19 protein-coding genes and 3 pseudogenes are annotated in these 19618 nt (G+C 70.8%); 10 read left to right on the top strand and 12 right to left on the bottom strand.

All coding sequences use genetic code 11. The features are described 5' to 3' along the window. Positions 1 to 728 precede the first annotated feature (728 nt). Together ABD999_RS32570 and ABD999_RS32575 are read left to right on the top strand one after the other, a co-directional pair. Positions 729 to 1020, top strand: a pseudogene (locus tag ABD999_RS32570) (hypothetical protein); the annotation flags it as partial. A gap of 368 nt (positions 1021 to 1388) precedes the next feature. Next, positions 1389 to 1511: a DUF4158 domain-containing protein gene (locus tag ABD999_RS32575; RefSeq protein ID WP_271276493.1), complete on the top strand. Its 123-nt coding sequence runs from the start codon at positions 1389 to 1391 to the stop codon at positions 1509 to 1511. Here ABD999_RS32575 and ABD999_RS32580 read toward each other — a convergent pair. From ABD999_RS32580 to ABD999_RS32595, 4 genes and pseudogenes are all read right to left on the bottom strand, one after another. Further along, positions 1493 to 2221, bottom strand: a complete 729-nt coding sequence (locus ABD999_RS32580) for an ISL3 family transposase (RefSeq protein WP_271276494.1) — start codon at positions 2219 to 2221, stop codon at positions 1493 to 1495. The genes ABD999_RS32575 and ABD999_RS32580 overlap by 19 nt on opposite strands. Positions 2222 to 2595: 374 nt before the next feature. Further along, entirely contained in the window at positions 2596 to 2967 is a 372-nt protein-coding gene (locus ABD999_RS32585; RefSeq protein WP_271276495.1) for a beta/gamma crystallin domain-containing protein, read from the bottom strand. A 193-nt stretch (positions 2968 to 3160) separates the two neighbouring features. Further along, positions 3161 to 3580, bottom strand: a complete 420-nt coding sequence (locus ABD999_RS32590; RefSeq protein WP_271276496.1) for an SDR family oxidoreductase — start codon at positions 3578 to 3580, stop codon at positions 3161 to 3163. A 68-nt stretch (positions 3581 to 3648) separates the two neighbouring features. After that, positions 3649 to 3741 (bottom strand): annotated as a pseudogene (locus ABD999_RS32595) (short-chain dehydrogenase); the annotation flags it as partial. A gap of 334 nt (positions 3742 to 4075) precedes the next feature. Here ABD999_RS32595 and ABD999_RS32600 point away from each other — a divergent pair. From ABD999_RS32600 to ABD999_RS32625, 6 genes and pseudogenes are all read left to right on the top strand, one after another. Then, the gene (locus tag ABD999_RS32600) at positions 4076 to 4975 is read left to right on the top strand and encodes a helix-turn-helix domain-containing protein (RefSeq protein ID WP_271276497.1); all 900 of its coding nucleotides are present in this window, start codon (positions 4076 to 4078) and stop codon (positions 4973 to 4975) included. 356 nt (positions 4976 to 5331) lie between these two features. Beyond that, positions 5332 to 5868, top strand: a pseudogene (locus ABD999_RS44020) (recombinase family protein); the annotation flags it as partial. A 347-nt stretch (positions 5869 to 6215) separates the two neighbouring features. After that, positions 6216 to 6413 carry a hypothetical protein gene (locus ABD999_RS32610; protein ID WP_271276499.1) on the top strand — a complete coding sequence of 66 codons (198 nt, stop codon included), beginning with the start codon at positions 6216 to 6218 and terminating at the stop codon, positions 6411 to 6413. A gap of 44 nt (positions 6414 to 6457) precedes the next feature. Further along, complete coding sequence (locus tag ABD999_RS32615; protein ID WP_271276500.1) at positions 6458 to 6865, top strand: hypothetical protein; 408 nt, start codon at positions 6458 to 6460, stop codon at positions 6863 to 6865. Between the two features lie 208 nt (positions 6866 to 7073). Beyond that, a complete protein-coding gene (locus tag ABD999_RS32620) occupies positions 7074 to 8297 on the top strand; it encodes a coiled-coil domain-containing protein (RefSeq protein WP_271276501.1) in 1224 nt (407 codons plus the stop codon). Between the two features lie 93 nt (positions 8298 to 8390). After that, on the top strand, positions 8391 to 8711 hold the full coding sequence (locus ABD999_RS32625) for a DUF4158 domain-containing protein (RefSeq protein WP_271276502.1): 321 nt from the start codon (positions 8391 to 8393) through the stop codon (positions 8709 to 8711). An 84-nt stretch (positions 8712 to 8795) separates the two neighbouring features. Here ABD999_RS32625 and ABD999_RS32630 read toward each other — a convergent pair whose 3' ends face one another. The 5 genes from ABD999_RS32630 to ABD999_RS32650 all read right to left on the bottom strand — a co-directional run bounded on the left by ABD999_RS32630 (position 8796) and on the right by ABD999_RS32650 (position 13382). Then, positions 8796 to 11312, bottom strand: coding sequence for an excinuclease ABC subunit UvrA (locus ABD999_RS32630; protein WP_271276503.1), 2517 nt, complete (start codon positions 11310 to 11312; stop codon positions 8796 to 8798). A 171-nt stretch (positions 11313 to 11483) separates the two neighbouring features. After that, the gene (locus ABD999_RS32635; protein ID WP_271276504.1) at positions 11484 to 12014 is read right to left on the bottom strand and encodes a pyridoxamine 5'-phosphate oxidase family protein; all 531 of its coding nucleotides are present in this window, start codon (positions 12012 to 12014) and stop codon (positions 11484 to 11486) included. 128 nt (positions 12015 to 12142) lie between these two features. Beyond that, positions 12143 to 12325: a hypothetical protein gene (locus ABD999_RS32640; RefSeq protein ID WP_271276505.1), complete on the bottom strand. Its 183-nt coding sequence runs from the start codon at positions 12323 to 12325 to the stop codon at positions 12143 to 12145. Positions 12326 to 12354: 29 nt separating this feature from the next. Then, positions 12355 to 12990, bottom strand: coding sequence for a transcriptional regulator (locus tag ABD999_RS32645; protein WP_219552524.1), 636 nt, complete (start codon positions 12988 to 12990; stop codon positions 12355 to 12357). Next, a complete protein-coding gene (locus ABD999_RS32650) occupies positions 12987 to 13382 on the bottom strand; it encodes a DNA-binding protein (RefSeq protein ID WP_271276506.1) in 396 nt (131 codons plus the stop codon). Before ABD999_RS32650 ends, ABD999_RS32645 begins: the two co-directional genes overlap by 4 nt. Positions 13383 to 13439: 57 nt before the next feature. On the opposite strand from ABD999_RS32650, the gene ABD999_RS32655 reads away from it, so the two are divergent. Further along, a complete protein-coding gene (locus ABD999_RS32655; protein WP_271276507.1) occupies positions 13440 to 14648 on the top strand; it encodes a PEP/pyruvate-binding domain-containing protein in 1209 nt (402 codons plus the stop codon). A 54-nt stretch (positions 14649 to 14702) separates the two neighbouring features. After that, positions 14703 to 15305, top strand: coding sequence for a histidine phosphatase family protein (locus ABD999_RS32660; RefSeq protein ID WP_271276508.1), 603 nt, complete (start codon positions 14703 to 14705; stop codon positions 15303 to 15305). Between the two features lie 13 nt (positions 15306 to 15318). Here the strand turns inward: ABD999_RS32660 and ABD999_RS32665 are convergent, their stop codons facing one another. The 3 genes from ABD999_RS32665 to ABD999_RS32675 are packed head-to-tail and all read right to left on the bottom strand — an operon-like array spanning position 15319 to position 19580. Continuing rightward, positions 15319 to 16029 (bottom strand): VOC family protein, encoded by a 711-nt coding sequence (locus ABD999_RS32665; protein WP_271276509.1) that lies wholly within the window; start codon positions 16027 to 16029, stop codon positions 15319 to 15321. 39 nt (positions 16030 to 16068) lie between these two features. Beyond that, on the bottom strand, positions 16069 to 17805 hold the full coding sequence (locus tag ABD999_RS32670; RefSeq protein ID WP_271276510.1) for an ABC transporter ATP-binding protein: 1737 nt from the start codon (positions 17803 to 17805) through the stop codon (positions 16069 to 16071). Continuing rightward, positions 17802 to 19580, bottom strand: coding sequence for an ABC transporter ATP-binding protein (locus ABD999_RS32675; RefSeq protein WP_271276511.1), 1779 nt, complete (start codon positions 19578 to 19580; stop codon positions 17802 to 17804). The genes ABD999_RS32670 and ABD999_RS32675 overlap by 4 nt, the downstream gene beginning before the upstream one ends. Positions 19581 to 19618: the final 38 nt, after the last annotated feature.

A 19618-nucleotide genomic window follows, 5' to 3' on the forward strand; every position in this document is an offset into this window, starting at 1 on the left:
GCCACCGAGAAAAAGGATGAAGAAGACATAGATGATGCAAGTGTGACAATGAATGGTATTGCTGCTTAAATAGCACCAGATCGCAGAGTGGCCTCATTCTCATACACCACGATCTTGGACGCGGCCCAGACCCCACCGACCGGCGGTAACGCTACAAATCCATACGATCACATAGCGACATCACAGGCATATGCTCGCGGAACGCACTCTCAGAGCGGCTGTGCCGCGAACTGCGCGGATAGCCCAACGTAGGTCCGAACGCCCAGCACGTCGGATGCAGAGTTACTCCGGACGTCGCAAGATCGATCGCAAGGTAAGCCGGACGTCGCAGGGCTCCCCCGGACAGGACAAAAGGCGGCATCCGATCTTGGTCGGAGGTCGTATCCGGCGGGGAGATACCTTGGTCCATTTCCGCTCTTGCCTGCTACATCCGGGACGAAAGCGTAAGGGGGTTTCAGCGCCGCGCCGCCAGCTCGTCCAGTCCGCCCGGATGCGCCTCTCCCAGCGCCACGAGAGCTTCCATCAAGGCGTGGCACAGCTTGCGGTGATCCCAGTGCCGGGCAGCCAGCTCCCCGCTGGCGCGCAGCTGCCCGGAGCACAGCCAGGTGCTCGACCCAGTCGCGGGCGGTGCTCGGCGGCTGCCGCTCCAGCCGGGTCTCCACGCGCGTGGGGGTGCGGACGGTGGTCTCGGTGTGCACCTCGCGCACCAGCTCGGCGTGCACGGGCCGGAGATGGTACGGGTGGCCGGATCGCGGTGGAGCGTGGAGGAGTGTTTCCAGGCCACCAAGAAACGAGGTCGGACTGGACCACTATCAGGTCCGCAAGCACCTGGTCTGGTATCGGCACGTCACGTTGGCCGTGGTCGCCCACGCTCACCTGGCCTTCCTCGCCGCTGGCCCGCCCGGCGCAACAGGCCATCAGCACAGGGAGAGACTTTTTCGGGCCTGGCCACATAGGGGCCCTGCCGACCGGGACGATCACGACCTGACAGTACGAACGGTGACGATTCCGGCGAGCTGATCCCGCTCACCGTCAACGAGATCCGGCGTCTGCACGCCCACCTCGCCCAGCCCCGGCACCCCGCCAGCCACCGGATCCGCTGCTCACGGTGGCGACGTCGGCATCAGACCCGCGCCCGCCGCTGCCATTACCAACGGCAGCGACGACTCATCGATCACTAAATGCGGCTGGAGTACTAGGAGGTGACGGGCATGACGAGCATCCGAACGAAAAGTCCCGTTAGCGGGTGGCTACAGCTAACTATTTGATCCTCCGCTCGTCCTGCTTGCCAGGACTGCCCAACCTTCGGCGTCTATGCCGGTTGAGTTCTTGAGTGATGGTGAGGCGGCCGCGTACGGCCGTTTCTCGGTGCTCCGTCGCAAGCGGAGTTGGAGCGGTTCTTCTACCTGGACGACGCGGATCGGGCGCTGATCGCCGAGCGGCGTGGGACACACGCCCGCCTCGGCTTCGCCCTCCAGCTGACGACAGCCCGCTACGTCGGGCGTTTCTGACCGACCCGCTGGATGTGCCCGATGAGGTGCTGGTGTACCTCGGCGAGCAACTCGGGATCGAGGATGTCTCGCAGATCAGCCAGTACACCGAGCGGCGCACAGGCGCCATCGGCGTAGGAGCCGGCCCTGTCTCGGCAGATCACCTGCACCCCGGGATGGTCCTTCAGCCACGTGGCCAGGTCATCGGCAGTCCGGCCGTCCAGCAGATCGATAGGACGGTGGGTGTCCATGTCCACCAGGGCGGTGCCGTAGGAGTGTCCGCGCTTCTTCGCGAAGTCGTCGACGCCCAGCACTGTGACCTTCCCTATCTCGGGATCGGGCAACGCCCGCAGTGTCCGTAGCAGTGTGGATGGGCTGGCCGGCACGCCGACCAGGTAGGCCATGCGGGCACCGGCTCGCCCGGCAAGTGCTATCGCGATCGAGGTGAGAAGAGTGCGTAGGGCGGTGCTGCGACGGGCATGCCGCTGGGTCAGCCCGCCGACCTGCTCGGCGAAGATCTCTCGGTCGCAAGAGGGTTCGCCGCAGAAGAAGCGGCGCACCTCCATCTCGACCTTGACCGGCCGCCCTCCCGTCGCCAGATCCCATACGGTCCGGCGATACCGGCTGTGCACCCGGGCCGAGGGCAGCCCACACTTCGGGCATGGGGCTTCACTCGCCACGGTGCGCGCCGCGATCAGCATGGTGTCACCGAGGTCCTCAACAGAGGACATCCATCTCCCGCAGCGCGGGGCAGAACAAACGAAGGCAGCAGGCGTTCTCGCCTGCCGAAGCATGCAGCACAATGATCCCCACGGCCGCTCGTTGGTGATCAGGTTCTCGACAAACCAGATCGTTGACGAGCGGCCATCTCCGTGTGGGGTCCGTTACAAGATCGCGATAACGAGAAACAGCACCGGGATCCTCTCGCCGAGCTCACCCTGAGTAGCTGATCATCGTGAGTGAGCCAGAGCCAGTTGATGTCAGTGGCGGTGACGCGAACTCGCGACCTCAATGTGGGAGCCCGGCTTTCCCGGGGCTGTGCCCCGGGGCCTTGCCGGCCGGAGCGGCGATCGGGCAGGATCGCCGCCCCGATATCGCCGGCAGTTCAGAGGATCCTGATCCCCTGGATGCGGACCCCACCGGGATGGTTCGGCCAGGTGAACACGGTCCACTTCGGGATCGGCTGAGCCGGCTGCCACCTCCCGTCTCCGTACCACTGGACGCGGTTGTTACCGGTCGAGATCCGGGTGACCCACCAGATGTTCAGGGCGTACATGTCCTCTCCGGCGTTGGCGTAACAGTAGTCGACTGACGAGCTGCTGGTTGCGTGGATTGTGGCGCGCACGAGGTCGGTCCGGTCGCCGCACGGGACCTCATCGATCGCGTACGCCGCCGTCGGGAGGACGACGGCAAGTGAGGCCGTCATCGCGACGGACGCCAGAGTGGCCAGGGCCGCGCGCTTGGCGATGCGTTTCATGGACTTCTCCTTTGCAGGTGAGATTCATGCGGTGGAAATGGAGCCGGACTATCCGCAGACTTGACCAGGAGATCTCTGGCCACCTGCCGGGGTGGCTGTCTCGCTTCCGATACGAACACCACGGCTCACGACCGGCTGCGATGCCACAGGGTGTCAGATCTGCCTCAGACGGGCTGGCCGACCGGCCGGATGGTCAGGGTGTTGAGGTCGACGTCGGCCGGCTGGCCGAGGGCGAAGCAGATGGCCTTGGCGATGGGCTCGGGGACAGGGCGAAGGGCGGGACTCCGCCTTGCCAGAAGGCGGTGTCGGTCACGCCGGGGTTGACGAGCGTGACGCCGACGCCGCGGCTGGTGGCGTACATCCGCAGGTTCTCGGCCATGCCGGTGACGGCCCATTTGGTGGCGGAGTAGAGGTTGGCGGGGCTGTTCTTCAGGCCGGCGACGCTGCCGATGAGCACCAGCCGCCCGCCCGTGGTCTCGAGGTGAGGCAGGGCGGCGTTGGCCAGCAGGGCGGGGCCGAGGACGTTGGTGAGGACCATGGGCGCCCACGGTTCCGGGTCGCCGTCGGCGACGGTGCGTGGGTGGTCGGCGGGGATGAAGCCGAAGTTGGCCACCGCGGGTGCAGGGCGCCGAAGTGTGCCACGGTGCGGCTCACGGCGGCTTGGGTGGCCGGCCAGTCGGCGGCGGCGGCGATGATGCCGAGCAGCCGGTCGGGGTGGCCGGTCTCGTCGAGGAAGGACTTGAGTTTGGTCTCGTCGCGGCCGGTGACGGCCACGCGGTGGCCGCGGTCGAGGAGCAATCGTGCGGTGTGGGCGCCGATGCCGCTGGTCGCGCCGTGATCAGTACGGTCTCGCCGGTCATGGTCATACTCCCGGGTGCTGGAGGTCCTGGTGGTGCATCACAGGAGGGCGTCGACGGCGATGGGCGGCCCGATCACCACTACAAAAGCTGGTCGGACAGGGTCCATCTCCGTGTCGCAGGTCGCGTTCGATTCGCTGATCCCAGGAAACCCGCCTGGCCGGGCGCGAGACAGAGCGCATTTATAGGGGGGATAAGCTCAACCCCCTTACCGTCGGCGCCTGCGCGAACCCTCCGGTTACCGTGGGAGCATGGACGACCGGCCCGACAACCGCGACCAGATCCGGGATTTCCTCGCCATCCGGCGCGCGAAGCTCACTCCGGAGCAGGTCGGGCTGCCCACCGGCGGTCGGCGCCGAGTCCCCGGGCTGCGCCGCGAGGAGGTCGCGCTGCTGGCCGGTGTGAGCACCGAATGGTACACCCGGCTGGAGAAGGGCCACATCAGCGGCGTATCGCAAGAGGTACTCGACGCGGTCGCCCAGGCCCTTCGCCTGGACCAGGACGAACGCACCTACTTGTTCGACCTGGCCCAGGCCGCCCGGCCCGCCCGCCGCGCACCTTCGCGCCGCAAGGACGTCCAGGTCCCGCCGCGCGTCCAGTGGCTGCTGGACTCCATGACGATGTCGGCGGCGTTCGTACGCAACGGCCGCCAGGACATCGTCGCCCACAATGCGCTGGCTCGGGCCCTGCTCGCGCCGGTCTTCGACAGCCCTGCCACCACCCGGCACGGCCGCGCCAACCTCGCCCGCTACATCTTCCTCGACCCGGGCTCCCAGCGGTTCTTCGCCGACTGGGACACGGCCACCGCCATCAGCGCCGCGCTGCTGCGCGCCGAGGCCGGACGCGAGCCCCACGACCGGGCGCTACGCGACCTCGTCGGCGAGCTGTCCACGCTCAGCACCGCGTTTCGCGGCCAGTGGGCCGCCCACGACGTGCGCATCCGCCACGCTGGCGGCAAGCGGCTGTGGCACCCGCAGGTCGGCGACCTGGAGCTGACCTACCAGTCCCTTGACCTGCCCATCTCCAGCCGGACAGTGTACGACCTCACCATCTACACCACGGAACCGGGCAGCACCTCCGAAGAGCGGCTCAAGCTCCTGACCAGCCTGGCAGCCACCCAGCCGGCACACCCCACCAGCCAGCCGCGTTGAAGCGCGCCGACTTGCTCACGGCCTGCAGCTCGGGCACCTATAGCTACGGCGAGCCGCTGCGCTGACCGGGCCCCGCGGACAGGCATCGAACTAACATCACCACGACCTGAACACGCGTTCACCCCAGCATGCCAGCATGCCAGCCAACGTGCCTTTACGTGCCTGGCAAGATCACATCTCCCGGCCCTGCGAAAAGATGCGAACAACCCCAGATAGCCACGGCGACGCCTGTCATCATCGAGGTCCAGGTGTGCTTCGAGAAACGATCTCCCAGGGGCGGCACGACGAGAGCGTGATCCCCGCCGTGCCAAGCCGATGGCGAGCGGGGGCGCAATCGACCGACTACGCCCCCTAGCTTGATCCAATCAGGACCCAGCGCCCCGACCTGCCGAAACCGGACGCCGATCCAATCAGATCCGATCCCCACTTCCGCCCCTCCTTTTCGCCCCCCAAAGTGGCCTCAGAGCCCGCCGGACACCTCCCGGGCCACCCTGCGGGGAAGGAACCTGATCGGACAGGCCGACCGCGTCTACCTGCGACACTCCACCGACAAGCAGACCGACGCCCGCCGGCGGCACGCCCTGGCCGCGCTGATCGCCTCCGGCGCCCCCGTCTACGAGGACCCGGCCACCTCCAGCCGCCAGCTCTCCCTGGACCGGGCGGGGTTCACCAAGCTGCTGCACGAGGCCGCAGTCGGCGACACCATCCGCATCGCCGACGCCGCCCGCCTGTTTCGCTCGGTCGCCGACATCCTGGCCCTGCGGCCCGTCCTCCTCCGCCGCGGCCTGCACCTGCGGGTGGAGTCCGGGCTGCTGTCGGGGATCGATCTGGCCGCCGATGATCCCGGCACCAAGATGATGGTCAACGTGCTGGCCTCGGTGCTGGAGTTCCAGCGGGACATGATCAGCGAGAACACCCGCCAGGGCGTCGCCGCCGCCGAGGCCTCCGGCAAGACTTTCGGCCGCCCGACCGCGCTCCCTGCGGACAAGGCCGCCGAAGTCGTCACCGCCTACTCTCAAGGCGCCGCCGTCAAGGCCCTGGCCCGCGAGCATCACGTCGCGCCCAAGACCATCCGCCGCGGCCTGGACGCCGCTCACGCCCGCCGACTCCCCGACCAGTTCGACGCGCTGTCCGTTCCCGAGGAGCCGTCGGGCCCTGCCGCGGACACGCCCGTGACGCTCGACGTGCCTGGCCTGCTCGCCGACCCCTGCGGGCCGTCGGCGACGACACCATCCGCAAGATGCTCATCTGGGGGCGGATCATCCGCCGCGGCAAGGGCTACTCCATCCGCCTCACCGTGCCGCTCGAACTCCACCACGCCGCGCTGCAACAGAGCACAGCCTTCGCCGCCGAGGGCGCCGGGCCGGCCGAACGCAAGGCCTACCGGGTGTACGCCACTCGCATTTCCACCGCCCAGCAGCCACCACCGGGCCGCTGACCAGCACGCCCCGTATCAGCCCCGATCACCAGGAGGATGTGCCCGTGAGCACCGCAGGCAAGAGGTGCACCAACCTCGACAGCGACGAACTGGACGCGCTCATCGGCTCCCCCGCCCGGCGATACGACGAGATCATCGAGTTGTGGGACACCCTCCTGCTCAAGGAAGACGAACTGGCCAAGGCCAAGGTGGTCCTGAGCGCGATGAAGGCCTTGGTCATCTTCACCGTGCTCCCCGATTCAGCCGCGGCGGCCGCCGAGGCCACCCGGCAGCTGAACCGCCTGTTCGAGCACGAGGGTGATCTGGGATACCAGCGTCTCCGCCAGCACCAGCGCCAGAGCGGAATCGGTGCCTCCCTGGCGCACCTGTGGAACTCCCGCCTGGGCTCGACGGTGTGTGGCACCTTGAAACCGCAGGATGCTGGCTATACGAAGGGGTTCTCAATGCCATAGGTCTGCGTCGTCGGTTGTCACAGCTCAGCGTTTCCGCTGACATTCAGCCTGCGCGGCACATGAGTTCCGGGACATGAAGGGAGTCGTCTCGGATAGTTACTTGCGGGAATGTTGCCTTCTCGCAAGTAACCTGTGCTCGTCTCGTACGCAACAGAACTGATTTTCCGGATACTGTTTTCCAGAAAATAAATAATGCTAGGATCCTGGCGTGACGGAAACCGACATGGTGGTGACGCCGTGCAAGCACTGCGGTGCGCCGATCGAGCAGAGGCGAGGGAGAGGGAGGCCGAAGGAATACTGTCCCGACGGTGACTGCCAGGCCGCCGCGAAACGGGAGCGGGAGTTGCGGCGGGCCACGCCCGGGCTGGAAGGGGCGCTGGCCAGGGCCGAGCAGTTGTACGAGCGTATGGAGACCGGTCTGTCGGCGGCCATCGAGCCGCTGGCCAGGGCGCTGGCCGACGAGCTGAGCCCGGCGGGGGTCGAGGCGCGGATCAGTGCCGTTCAGGCCGAGGCGCACACCCGGGTGGCCATCGCGCGTACCGAGAGGGAGCAGGCGTTCGAGCAGGTGCGGCTGGCCCGTGAGGCGGCCGAGCACGCGCGGCGGCAGGCCCAGGAGATGCGGGCGCGCACGGAGGAAGCCGAGGCCGAGCGCGACACCGCGCTCGCCGACGCCGAGCGGGCGCGCGAGCAGGCGCTGGCCGCGTTGCGGGAAGCGGCGAGCACCGAACGCCAGGCGCTCCAGGCGGCCGAGGAGGCGGGCCGGCGCGCGGAGGCGGCCGATCAGCGGGCCGAGGAGGCGCTCCGCCGGGTCGAGATGACCGAGCGGGCCCGCGACCAGGCCGTTCAGGAGCTGGCCGAGCGGGTGGAGGCGGCCGAGGTCAGGGCTGAGGAGGCGCGGGCGCAGACCGTACGGGCCGGTCAGGATGTCGAGCGGGCGGTGGCGGAGCGTGATCGCGCCCGTGAGGAGACGGCGGCGGCCGTGCGCGCCCGTGAGCAGGCCGAACGGGACGTCGCGGGGGCGCTGGCCCGGGCGGAGGCGGCGGGGCAGGAGCGTGACCGGGCCGTCGCGCGTGCCGAGAGCGCCGAGCGCTCGGCGGCGGCGGCCGAGCGGGAGCGGGCCATCGCCCTGAACGAGGCCGCCGTGGCCAGGCAGGCGGCCGAACAGGCGCGCGCGACGGCGGACGTCGAGGTGGCGCGGGCGCGCAAGGCCGCGGAGACGGAGACGGCCAAGGTCGAGAAGAGTGTGCGGCGGGAGCGGGAGCGGGTCGAGAAGGAGGCCGCCGCCGCGGTGCGGCAGCGTGACCAGGCGCTGCTGGAGCTGCGGGTGGAGCGGTCGAGGCTGGAGGACTTGCGTGCCGAGCTGGAGGCGGCCCGCGCCGAGGCCGCGCAGCTGCGGGAACGGGCGGTCGCGGCGGAGCTGCGGCTCGGCTGAGGGTGTCTTCGCCGTCCGGCGCCGGGCCACTGCCATGAGCCCGAGCGCGTCACCCCGCAACGGCTAGCCCATTTCGGCGGGGTGACGCCTGCCATGGTCGGGGTTGGCCCTGAGAATGATCTTGAGGGGAACGTGACGCCTGGTTTCGATGCGCATTCATCTCGGCTCGGCGTGATCGCCGAATCGCGCCAGGACTCCCATCGCCTGGGCGTGGCCGTCCAGATCTGGACGGTCCGGTACAAAGGGCTTCCGCCAGCGGTGCCGTGGCCGGTGGTGGACTATCTGGCCGAGCAGCTGAGGTCGCGGGTCAAGAGGTACGGCGAGCGGCTGGATACGGGCGTATGGGCACGCGTGGACGGGACGCCTACGGCTACCGGCAGCGGCAGGACGTGCATCGGCGGATCAAGGAGCTGAGTGAGGTCCAGGTGCACGCCGCCGGACGGGAAACCCCCTTGGGGGTGCCGCTCCACCACCAGCGGCCGCACCGGACCTCGCCCCTCAGCAGCGCGCGCCTTCTTGCACTTCCAGGAGCGGCAGGCCCGCCGCGTACCGACGGAAGAAACCGGCGGTCGGGGTGTCCGCGGACGCGACGGCGTCCGGGGTGCCCTCCGCGATCACCGCGCCCCCATCCGGACCGGCTCCCGGCCCCAGGTCGATCACCCAGTCCGCGGACGCGGCGACGGGGATGTCGTGTTCGGCCACGACGACGGTGTTGCCCGAGTCGAGCAGCACGTCGAGCGCGTCCACCACCCGCTGGATGTCGGACGGGTGCAGGCCCGAGACGGGTTCGTCGAGGACGACGAGGCCCGCCTTGCGGCCTGCGGCGCCGCGCTGGATAGCGGAGGCCAGCCTCAGCCGCTGCGCCTCACCGCCGGACAGCTCTGTGGCGCTCTGGCCGAGCTGGAGATAGCCGAGTCCGACCTGGTTCAAGGCTCCCAGGGTTTCCGCGAGTTGCCGGGGTCGGGAGAACCGCTCCACAGCCTCGGCGACGGTCAGCTCCAGCACCTGATCGATGGCCAGCCCTTGATACCTGATCTCCAGAGCCTCCGGCTTGTAGCGTCGGCCCTCGCACGCGTCGCAGACCACCCACACATCCGGCAGGAAGTGCATGTCGACCAGCTTGCGGCCATAACCGGTGCAGGTTTCGCAACGGCCGCCGCCCGCGGTGTTGAAGCTGAACCAGGAGGCATTGACGCCGCGTCCGCGCGCCACGTCGGTCTCGGCGAACAGCTTGCGGACCAGGTCGAACGCCTTGCTGTAGGTGGCCGGGTTGGAGCGCGGCGTCCGCCCGAGTGGTTCCTGATCGACGACGGCGACCCAGTCGAACCCTTCCAGGCCGATCACCTGCTGCACCGTGTCGGTCATCGTCCCGTTCAGGGCGGCCTCCACACTCCCCGCGAGCGCCCCGAGCAGGCTGCTCTTGCCGCTGCCGCTCACCCCGGTCAGGCAGGTGAGCCGACCGGCGGGGAAACGCACCAGGTCGGCGGTCAGGTTGTGGGCGCGCAGGCCGTGCAGCTCCACCCAGCGGGTTCCGTCACCGATCGGACGGCGGGTCCGACGCAGCCGCGGCCCCTCACCGGCCAGATAGCGTCCGGTCAGCGACGCCGGGTGGGCGGCCACGTCGGCGGGAGGTCCCGACACCAGGATCTCACCGCCGAGGCGGCCGGCACCGGGCCCCATATCGATCACCCAGTCGGTCCGGGCGATCAGTTCGGGGTCGTGCTCGACCAGGAGCACCGTGTTGCCCGCCTTGCGCAGTTCCAGGGCGATGTCGAGCAGGTGCGCCTTGTCCGCCGGATGTAGCCCGGTCCCGGGCTCGTCCAGGACGAAGACGAGGCCGCTCAGCTCGGTACTGAGCTGAGCGGCGAGCCGGGTTCGCTGCAACTCACCCCCGGACAGCGTCGCCGCACTCCGCGACAGCTGGAGATGGGCCAGGCCGAGCCGGTCGAGGACCCCGAGCCTGCGGCCCAGGTCCTGCAGCAGCGGCTCACCCACCTCGCGCTGCCGGGCGTCCAGGTCGTCCGCCACGCGCTTCGCCCAACTGCGCACCTCCCGGACTTCTACCTCGATCAGGTCGGGATAGGTGAACCCGCCGAGCCGCACGGACCGTGCCACCTGGTCGTACCCGCTGCCCCCGCAGGTGCCGCACGGCTGCTTGCGCATGTACGGCAGGTAGCGCTCCTTGGCGCTGGAGGTCTGGGCGTTCACGAACACCCGCTCCACCTCGGCGAGCGCGCCCCGCAGCGGCTGGCTGGAGGTGTAGGTCACCTGGGCCGTCTCGTTCTTGTTCGTCATGTCGACGGTGGCCTCGATCTTCTCCTCTCCCGTGCCGTACAGCACACAGCGACGGAACTCCTCAGGCAGCGACTGCCATGGCCGGCCGAGGTCCACTCCCCGCTTCTCGGCGAGGGCGGGCACGAACGCGTGCTCCCCCGACCGCCACTTCGCGTACCAAGGGGAGGCCCCCTCGAAGAGCGGAAGCTCCGGATGGGTGATGACCAGGTCCTCCTGCGCCTGCCAGCGCCCGCCCACCCCGTGGCAGTCCGAACAGCTCCCTTCAGGCGTATTGCGGTCGAAATGAGCGGTCGTCAGAGGCCCGTTCCCGTGTTCCGCCGGGTCGGCGTCGATCGCGGGAAGGCGCGAGTACAGCAGTCCCAGATGCCCGTCGATGCCGGTGATCGTGGCGACCGTGGACCGGGGGTTGCGGTTCAGACGGCGCTGGTCGACCGCGAGCGTCGCGCCGAGTCCCAGGATGCGGTCGACCTTCGGCCGATTGCGCTGGGTGATGTACTGCCGCACGAACGGCGAAAGTCCCTCCAGATACCGCAGCTGGGCCTCGTTGTGCAGGGTGTCGATGGCCAGCGAGGTCTTGCCGCTGCCGCTCACTCCGGTGAAGGCGATGAGCCGCCCCTTGGGTATGCTCACCGACACGTCCCGCAGATTGTTGGTACGAGCCCCCACCACCTTGATGGTCTCGCCGTCCACACTCACGACGTCCCGTACGAACGCAGTCAACCTTCGTCCATCCTCTCGCGACACAGCAGAGCATGGGCGGGCACGCACCCCACCCATGCCGAACAAACCGATCACGCCACTGCACGGCGGCGCTCGTCACCAGGGCACTGGGCGGCCGCTTCACCAGGTCTCTCAGCACCTGGCCGGTCTCGATGCCGCCCGTGCCGCGTATCAGGACCGGGACGCCGCGGTGAGCTTGTCGACGTCGGGGGCGTAGACGGTCATCCAGTGCGGACGCAGCCGGTAGTAGACCACGTCGTTGTCCCAGTCGAAGAAATCGTCGCCGTAGAAGCTCTTGAGGTAGGCGAGCAGGTCCGGCCAGCCCGCGTCCCGTTCGCCGTGCCGGGGGTTGAGGATCTCCACCGTGCCGTGGGTGAACACGCCCAGATCCTCCCCGCGCATGTGCGCGGCGCTGACGGCGGGACGGGCGGCGAGGTGGCGCGCCTTGGCGGCGCCGGGCGCCGTGCCGAAGTGCCACTTTCCGTGCAGGAAGTGTCCGTCCACGCCGCTGATCCGCGGCTCGCCCTTCGCCGTCACGGTCGAGAGCGCGAGGGTGCACATGCCGGTGAGGACCTGGGTGAGCTGCTCCGCCGTCAGGGTGCGCTCGGTGGTGACGATCGAGCGCAGGTGCGGGGTGGAGCGGGAGAGCGAGGCGTCCAGGAGGGCCTGAAGCTCCTTGAGATCTTCTGGTGTTTCGCGCATTGCGGTCCTTGTCTGTCCGTGGTGCCCGGCCCCCGTCGGTGCCGACCGGTGAACCCATGATTGGTCTGAAACCCGACGTCCTATGTCATGTTTTCCATCCGTCTTGAGGACGCCATCCCGGGGGGCGATCACGGTGGCCAGGCCGTCCACGACCTTCGCGGCCTCAGCCGGTGAAGGTGATCAGCGGCCGGTCCGGGGACCGGCCCGGCCGCGAGGGTGCTGCGCTCGCGCATCCCGGCACGGGCCGGATCAGGCTCCGGATGGCGGGCGATGAGCGGGTCGCCCGCGTCGGCGGGCCGGTCGGCGAGCATCACTCATTCCATCGCGCGTACGGACTGGGTCAGGGGTGCGCGTTCCGGTCGAGGCCGAGTGTGGCGATGAGATCTTCGTGGAGCTCGAACCAGACACGATGGCAGGAGTCGACGTCGGTGCGGTCGACCCAGGCTCCGTCCCCGGCCCGGGCGCGGGTGAGCGCGGCGGTGAAGCGGGTGTCGTATCCGCGCAGGCGCGTCAGCACGTTCCCGAGCCGGTCGGCGAGCGGCGTGAGCGCGTGGCCGACGGCGGCGAGCTCGCGCAGCACCGCGGCGTCCCAGGCGGGGTCGGAGTGGTCGTTGGTCGCGAGCCGGTCGCCGGCGGCGGGCCGGAGCTGCCAGTCGGTGCAGGCTTTGCGGAGGCGGCCGTTCAGCGGGAGGAACGCGCGGTAGACGGCCTGGACCTCCTCGGCGCCGCCGACGCGGGCGAGCTCGGCCGCGAGCAGGCGCTCGTTCTCGGCGCGGCCCCGCTCGGTCAGCGACCAGCCTCCGTCGCCGGCGAAGGAGGTGTGCGCGACCCAGCCGCGTGCCTCGGCGTCGAGCAGCGCCTCTTTCGTCTCGGCCGGGTCCAGCCCGTACCGCCGGGCGAGCACCGGCGTGTCGGCGAACCCGGTGATGCGCACGGCGTGCAGGACCAGGAGGTCCGGCGAGGAGTCGGGTGTCATGAGTCGGAGTCCTGTCGGGTCGTCAGGCGGATGTATCGCTGCTGGCACGCCTGCGGGGAGTTGAACCCCATCGCGTGCGCCATCTGCGCCCAGGTCAGCCCCGCGGCGCGGGCCGTGAACAACAGGCCCGATTCGAGTCCTTCGACCTCGGCGCGGGCGGCGGGCAGGAGGGCGAGCGCGCTCAGGATGCCCTCCGGCCCCAGGTCGGCGGAGCGCCAGAGGGCGAACTGCGCGAGGTCGACCGCCGACGGAGGGACGGGTGCGGGCCGCCACGGGCGGGCGCCGATCGCGTCCGCCCCCAGGCTCAGGAGATGCTCCCGCGCGTCCTGCTCGCGGCGCGCCTGGGCGTGGTCGTCGTGCGCGCCGCTACCGGGGTCGTGGTTGCGTGACATGCGCCTCATGCTCCACACTCAACGAAATGTTGTCAACTTTTCGTTGAAAGGGCGCGGATGATCGTACCCCTCAAGGAGGCCGTCGCCGAGACCTGCGGGGGCAAGGCCGGCGCGCTCGGCGCGTTGCTCCGCGCGGGCCGGCCGGTTCCCGACGGCTTCGTCGTCCCGTTCGCCGTCTACCGCGCCGCCGTCCGCGACCTGGGCCTGGGCCGCCTGGACGGCGACGCGGCCCGGCGGGCGATCGAGGCGCGTCCCGTCCACGCGAGCGTGATCGACGCGCTGGGACGCGGGCTCGGCGAGCTGGGCGATCCGCCCGTGGCGGTGCGGTCGTCGGCGGCGGGCGAGGACACCGGGCAGGCGTCGGCGGCCGGTCAGCACGAGAGCTTTCTCGCCGTGCGCGGGGCCGGCGACGTCGGCGATGCCGTACGTGCCTGCTGGGCCTCGCTGTTCTCGGCCCGCGCCATCGGCTACCGGTCCGCCGCCGAGCCGCCCGGTGATCTGGCCATGGCCGTCATCGTGCAACGTCATCTGGACGCCGAGGTGGCCGGGGTCATGTTCACCCCCGCCGACCCGGACGGCGCGACCGAGATCGAGGCGGCCTTCGGCCTCGGCCCGAGCGTCGTCGGGGGCACGGTCACCCCCGACTCCTACCGCGTCGCCGCGGACGGGCCGGTCACCCGCACCGTCGCGGACAAACGCACGCGCCTCGACCGGCGCGGCGCGCGGCTCGTCACCCGCGACGTGCCCGCCCGTACGCGGGATCGACCGGCGATCGACGACGCGACCGCCACCCGGCTGGCCGAGCTCGGCAAGGAGATCGCCGCCGTACTCGGCGGGCCGCAGGACGTCGAGTGGGCGATCGCCGGCGGCCGCGTCTGGGTTCTGCAGGCGCGGCCGGTCACCGCGACGCCCCCGCCACCGGCGTCTTCCGGCGCCCCGGCCGGCGCGCTCACCGGGACCCCGGGCAGCCACGGGACCGTGACCGGCACCGCGAGGGTCGTCCGCGGCCCCGGCGACTTCGCGCGGGTGCGGCCGGGCGACATCCTCGTCTGCCCCTTCACCGACCCCGCCTGGACGCCGCTGCTGCGCATCGCCGCCGGTGTCGTCACCGAGACCGGCGGCGTGCTCTCGCACGCGGCGATCGTCGCCCGCGAGCACGCCATCCCCGCCGTCCTCGGCGTCCGGGACGCGACGGGCAGCCTGCGCGACGGCGCCGTCATCACCGTCGACGGCACCGGCGGCACCGTCACGGCGACGGACGCGTGACCGGACCTTCCACCACAGAGAAAGGGGAAGCGGGCCGCGCGCCCGCGCCTGAACATGCCGACACGACACCTTTATCTGGCACGCCACGGCGCGGCCGACGCGTTCGGGGAACTCACCGGCGTCGGCCGCCGGCAGGTGGAGCTGCTGGGCGAACGGCTCGCCGGCCTCCCGGTCGGCGCCGTGTGGCACTCTCCGCTGTCACGCGCCGCGGCGAGCGCGCACGAACTCTCCCGGCATCTGCCGGACGTGCCCGTGGCCGAGGCCGCCGAACTCGTCGACCACGTGCCCTACGTGCCCTCCCCGGCCGAGACACCGCCGTCCTGGGCCGGCTTCTTCGACGGCTACGACGAGACCGAGGCGGCCTCGGGCCACCGGCTGGCCGAGGCGCTGGTCGCCCGGTTCGCGCAGGCGCCCGAGAAGGCTCAGCCCGACACCCACGAGGTCCTGGTGACGCACGCTTACCAGATCGCCTGGCTGGTGCGGCACGCGCTGGACGCGCCGCCGTCGCGGTGGCTCGGGCTCAACAGCGCCAACACCGCGCTGACGGTCATCGAGTATCGGAGCGGGCTTCCGCCCACGGTCGTGATGTTCAACGACATGAGCCATCTTCCGCCCGACCTGCGCTGGACCGGCTTTCCCGGCGGCGTGCGGCCGTGAGAGGTCCGCGCCGCTAGCGGGGGGTCAGCAGGCAGAACTCGTTGCCGTCGGGGTCGGCCATCAGCACCCGGCCGCCTTCGGGCCGGCCGGCGTCGAGCCGGGTCGCTCCGAGGGAGACGAGACGGTCGACCTCGGCGAGCTGATCCCCGTCCGCGGGCGGAGCGAGGTCGAAGTGGAGCCTGTTCTTCCCGTTCTTCGGCGCGACCGGCGGACCACCCCAGGTGATCTTGGGGCCGCCGTGCGGCGAGCGGATCGCGGTCTCCTGGTCCTGGTCCCAGACCAGCGGCCAGTCCAGCGCCGCGCTCCAGAAGTATCCGACCTCCTGCGAGCCGTCGCACGCGAGCGCACCGATGAACCCGCAGTCGGCCAGGAACTTGTTGCCCGGCTCGATGACGCAGAACTCGTTGCCCTCGGGGTCGGCGAGCACCACGTGACCGTCGTCCGGGCTCTGCCCGATGTCGATGTGGCGGCCGCCGAGCTCGAGCGCCCTGGCCACCGTCCGCTCCTGCTCCTCGGAGGACTGGCTCGTCAGGTCGAAGTGGATCTGGTTCTCGGTGGTCTTCTTCTCCTGGGACGGAAGACACCGGATCTGGAACCCGGTGTCGTCGTTCGGCAGGAGCGTGACGCCGTCGTGCGTCTCCCAGCCCAGGATCTGGGTCCAGAAGCGGGCGAGACCTCGCGGGTCGTGCGCATCGAAGCAGAGCGCGATGAGCTGGGAACGCATCCGGTCTCTCCAATCCGCCGACGCGTGACGGCGGCAACGCTAACCCGCCCGGCGACCGTGACGCCAACGAATATCCGGCGCGGTGGAGCCGTGCCAGAAGCCGGCGTAGCGGCCGCCGCGGCGCAGCAGTTCGTCGTGGCCGCCTTCCTCCACGATCCGGCCGCCGTCCAGGAAGACGACGCGGTCGGCCCGCTGGACGGTCCGCAGCCGATGCGCCACCATCACCACCGTGCGGCCCGCCATCAGGCGTTCGACGCCCTCGTGCACGGCCGCCTCGTTGACCGGGTCCAGCGCCGAGGTCACCTCGTCCAGCAGCACGATCGGCGCGTCCTTCAGCAGGGCGCGCGCGATCGAGACCCGCTGACGCTCGCCGCCCGACAGCAGCGCGCCGCCCTCGCCGACCTTCGCCGCCCAGCCGCCGGGCAGCCGCTCGATCACCTCGTCCAGCCGCGCCGCCGTCGCGGCCGCCCGCAGCTCGGCCTCGCCGGCGTCGGGACGGCCGAGCCGTACGTTCTCCTCGATCGTGCCGTCGAAGAGGTAGACGTCCTGGAAGACGATGGCGATCCGCGACGTCAGCACCTCGGTGCCGACATCGCGCACGTCGGCGCCTCCCACCCGCACCGCGCCCGCGTCCACGTCGTGGAACCGCGCGAGCAGCTGCAGCAGGGTGCTCTTGCCCGCGCCCGACGGCCCGACGACGGCGAGCCGCTGTCCTTCCGGTACGGAGAGGGACAGGTCGTCGATCACCGTGCGGCCGTCCTGGCGGAAGGTGACGGAGTCGAACTCCAGGCCATGGTGCGCCGGCCGGACCGGGTCGGGGGCCTCCGGCAGCGGCTCGGTGCTCAGCACCGCGTCGAGCCTGCCCAGTTCGGCGCGCGCCGCGCGGAGCTTGCCGCCGAGGTCCGACAGCGACAGCAGCGGATCGGCGCAGCGGGCGGCGAGCACCAGGATCGCCAGGAGCTCGGCGGCGCCGATGTGCCCGCCGAGCGCGAGGTAGGCGCCCAGGGCCAGCAGCGCGGTGAACACCGCCTGGACCGTGAGCGTCAGCCCCAGCACGCCCGGCAGCGCCGACAGCACGGTGCGGCGGGAGGCGCGCTGGAGTTCACGCAGCGAGTCGTCCAGCAGCCGGAAGCGTTCGCCGGTCCGGCCGCCGGCCCGCAGCACCGGCTGGGCCTGGAGATACTCGATGACGCGCCCGGTGGCCTCGTGGCCGCGTTCGTGCCGCTCGGCGTCGGACGCGGCCATCGAGCGTCCCGTCCAGACCTGGATCGCCGCCACGACCGGGGCGGCGGCCAGCGCGGCCAGCCCCAGCCGCCAGTCGAAGGCGAGCATCACCACGACGATCGTCGACGGGGTCACACAGGCCGAGACGTACGGCCCCAGCAGGTGCGCGAGCACGCCCATCGCCTCCAGGACGCCGCGGCTGGCCAGCACCGACACCTCGCCGACCCGGGCGCCGCCGTACCAGCCGATGGGCAGCCGCGCCAGATGGTCGCCGAGCCGGTGGTACATGCCGCGCAGCAGCACGGTCCCGACGCGCATGCCGGACAGGTCGCTGAGGTAGCGCAGCACGGCGTAGACCGCGACCGCGGCCCCGAACGCGATCAGCCAGGGCCGGGCCCCGCCCGGTTCGCCGCCGAACAGGGCGCGCAGCACCGGGACGAGCAGCCCGTAGGACAGGCCCTCCACCATCGCGGTCACCGTCATCAGGGCCACGGTGCGGCGCACCGGCCCGGCGTACTCGGGTCCCAGCACGCGCATCAGCATGCGGATCATCGAGGCTCTCCTCCTCGCGTCAGGGCGGTCGCCGACCGGTAGGTCCGCGAGAACGCGGCGAACTCCCCGTCCCGTGCCAGCAGCTCGGCGGGGCTTCCCCGCTCGACGATCACCCCGTCGTCCAGCATCACGATCGTGTCGGCGTCGGCGATGGTCTCCAGGCGGTGGGCGATGACCAGGATCGTCCGGTCGCCTCGCAGGGTCGCCAGGGCCCGGCGCACCGCCTGTTCGGTCCGCGGGTCGGCGAAGGCGGTCGCCTCGTCGAGCACCAGGACGGGCGCGTCGGCCAGCAGCGCGCGGGCGATCGAGATCCGCTGGGCCTCGCCGCCCGACAGCCCGGCCTCTTCGCCGATGACCGTGTCGTATCCGCGAGGCAGTTCGGCGATCCGGTCGTGGATGTCCGCCAGCCGGGCGGCGCGGACCATGTCGTTGAAGCCGGCGTGCGGCACCGCCAGTGCGATGTTGTCCGTCACCGAGGCGCGCAGCAGCCGGACGTCCTGGAAGACGAAGGAGACCAGCCGGTAGAGGTCCCGGCTGCCGATCTCGCGCAGATCGACGCCGCCGAGGGTGACCGACCCGCCGGTCGGGTCGTAGAACCGGGGCAGCAGCTGGACCAGCGTGGACTTCCCGCTTCCTGACGGCCCGACGACCGCGGTGACCGTGCCGGGCTCCAGCACCAGGTCGATCCCGCGCAGCACCTCGCGGCCGGCTTCGTAGCCGAAGCGGACGTCACGCAGCTCCACGCGGTGCCCCCGGGGTCCAGCCGGGTGGACGGGCTCGGGCAGCGGCGGCACCGCGAGCACTTCCTTGATGCGGCCGACCGCGCGCCGGGCGGCCTGCATGTCGTCGAAGCCGTGGCCCAGAGCCGCCACCGGGGCGGTCAGGCCGAGCCCGAGCAGCAGGAAGGGCAGCAGGTCTGCCGGGGGCAGGTCACCGGAGGTGATCAGGGCGGCGCCGCCGGCCAGCACGGCCAGCAGCACGAACGGCGGCGACAGCGCCAGCTGCATGCCCGCGGCGATCACCGACATGCCGCGCACCCAGCGGAAGAAGACGGCGACGAACTCGTCCACGGCCGTCACGAACCTCCGGTGGGCGCGCTCGCCCGTGCCGAACGCCTTGACCACCGCGATGCCCCGCACGAACTCGACCACCGTGTTCGCGACGCGCCCCATGGCCGCGTCGAACGCCTTCTGCTCGCGCAGCCGGGCCGGAGTCATCATCAAGGGCACCAGCGCCACCGCCAGCACCACCGGGACGAGCGTGATCAGGGTGAGCCGCCAGTCGACGGCGAACAGGTAGAGCAGCGACACCAGCGGCACCACGAAGGCGGCGACGAGCTCGCTGGGGGCGTGGGCGACGAACGGGTGCACGGCGCTCACGTCGTCGCCGACGACCTTCGCCAGCTCGCCCGTACGGCGCCGGGAGAACCAGCCGATCGGCACGCGCCCCAGCCGCTCGGCCAGCCGCCGGCGGAACGCCAGCTGCACCCGGTCATCGAGCAGATGTCCGATGCCGGACGACGCCGCGGTGAACACCAGCCGGACGAGCAGACCGGCCGCGCCCGCGATCACCACGATCCGGACGTGGCCGTGATCGAGCGGGCCGGGCGAGAGCAGGGCGCGGCCCAGTTCGGCGACCGCCAGCAGCGGCGCCAGGCCCGCGACCGAGCCGATCACCTGCAGGACGACCACGGCGGCGAAACTTCCCAGGTAAGGGCGTAACAGCCCCACCGGTGGTGGCGCGGACCGCTGCCTCGTTGCGAGTTCGGGAGCCATGCAGGCATCCTCCCGGCCGCCACTCCCGCGGATCAGCC

Origin of the sequence: Nonomuraea ferruginea, assembly GCF_039540635.1 — a bacterium.
Classification (GTDB): Bacteria; Actinomycetota; Actinomycetes; order Streptosporangiales; family Streptosporangiaceae; genus Nonomuraea; species Nonomuraea ferruginea.

What these genes read in the sequence shown, in the direction of transcription:
- ABD999_RS32625 (WP_271276502.1), top strand. Translation starts at nt 8,391, where the DNA reads ATGGTCGGGGTTGGCCCTGAGAATGATCTTGAGGGGAACGTGACGCCT.
- ABD999_RS32670 (WP_271276510.1), bottom strand. Translation starts at nt 17,805, where the DNA reads ATGATCCGCATGCTGATGCGCGTGCTGGGACCCGAGTACGCCGGGCCG.
- ABD999_RS32655 (WP_271276507.1), top strand. Translation starts at nt 13,440, where the DNA reads ATGATCGTACCCCTCAAGGAGGCCGTCGCCGAGACCTGCGGGGGCAAG.
- ABD999_RS32600 (WP_271276497.1), top strand. Translation starts at nt 4,076, where the DNA reads ATGGACGACCGGCCCGACAACCGCGACCAGATCCGGGATTTCCTCGCC.
- ABD999_RS32580 (WP_271276494.1), bottom strand. Translation starts at nt 2,221, where the DNA reads ATGTCCTCTGTTGAGGACCTCGGTGACACCATGCTGATCGCGGCGCGC.
- ABD999_RS32675 (WP_271276511.1), bottom strand. Translation starts at nt 19,580, where the DNA reads ATGGCTCCCGAACTCGCAACGAGGCAGCGGTCCGCGCCACCACCGGTG.
- ABD999_RS32660 (WP_271276508.1), top strand. Translation starts at nt 14,703, where the DNA reads ATGCCGACACGACACCTTTATCTGGCACGCCACGGCGCGGCCGACGCG.
- ABD999_RS32665 (WP_271276509.1), bottom strand. Translation starts at nt 16,029, where the DNA reads ATGCGTTCCCAGCTCATCGCGCTCTGCTTCGATGCGCACGACCCGCGA.
- ABD999_RS32640 (WP_271276505.1), bottom strand. Translation starts at nt 12,325, where the DNA reads ATGCTCGCCGACCGGCCCGCCGACGCGGGCGACCCGCTCATCGCCCGC.
- ABD999_RS32635 (WP_271276504.1), bottom strand. Translation starts at nt 12,014, where the DNA reads ATGCGCGAAACACCAGAAGATCTCAAGGAGCTTCAGGCCCTCCTGGAC.
- ABD999_RS32610 (WP_271276499.1), top strand. Translation starts at nt 6,216, where the DNA reads ATGCTCATCTGGGGGCGGATCATCCGCCGCGGCAAGGGCTACTCCATC.
- ABD999_RS32585 (WP_271276495.1), bottom strand. Translation starts at nt 2,967, where the DNA reads ATGAAACGCATCGCCAAGCGCGCGGCCCTGGCCACTCTGGCGTCCGTC.
- ABD999_RS32650 (WP_271276506.1), bottom strand. Translation starts at nt 13,382, where the DNA reads ATGTCACGCAACCACGACCCCGGTAGCGGCGCGCACGACGACCACGCC.
- ABD999_RS32645 (WP_219552524.1), bottom strand. Translation starts at nt 12,990, where the DNA reads ATGACACCCGACTCCTCGCCGGACCTCCTGGTCCTGCACGCCGTGCGC.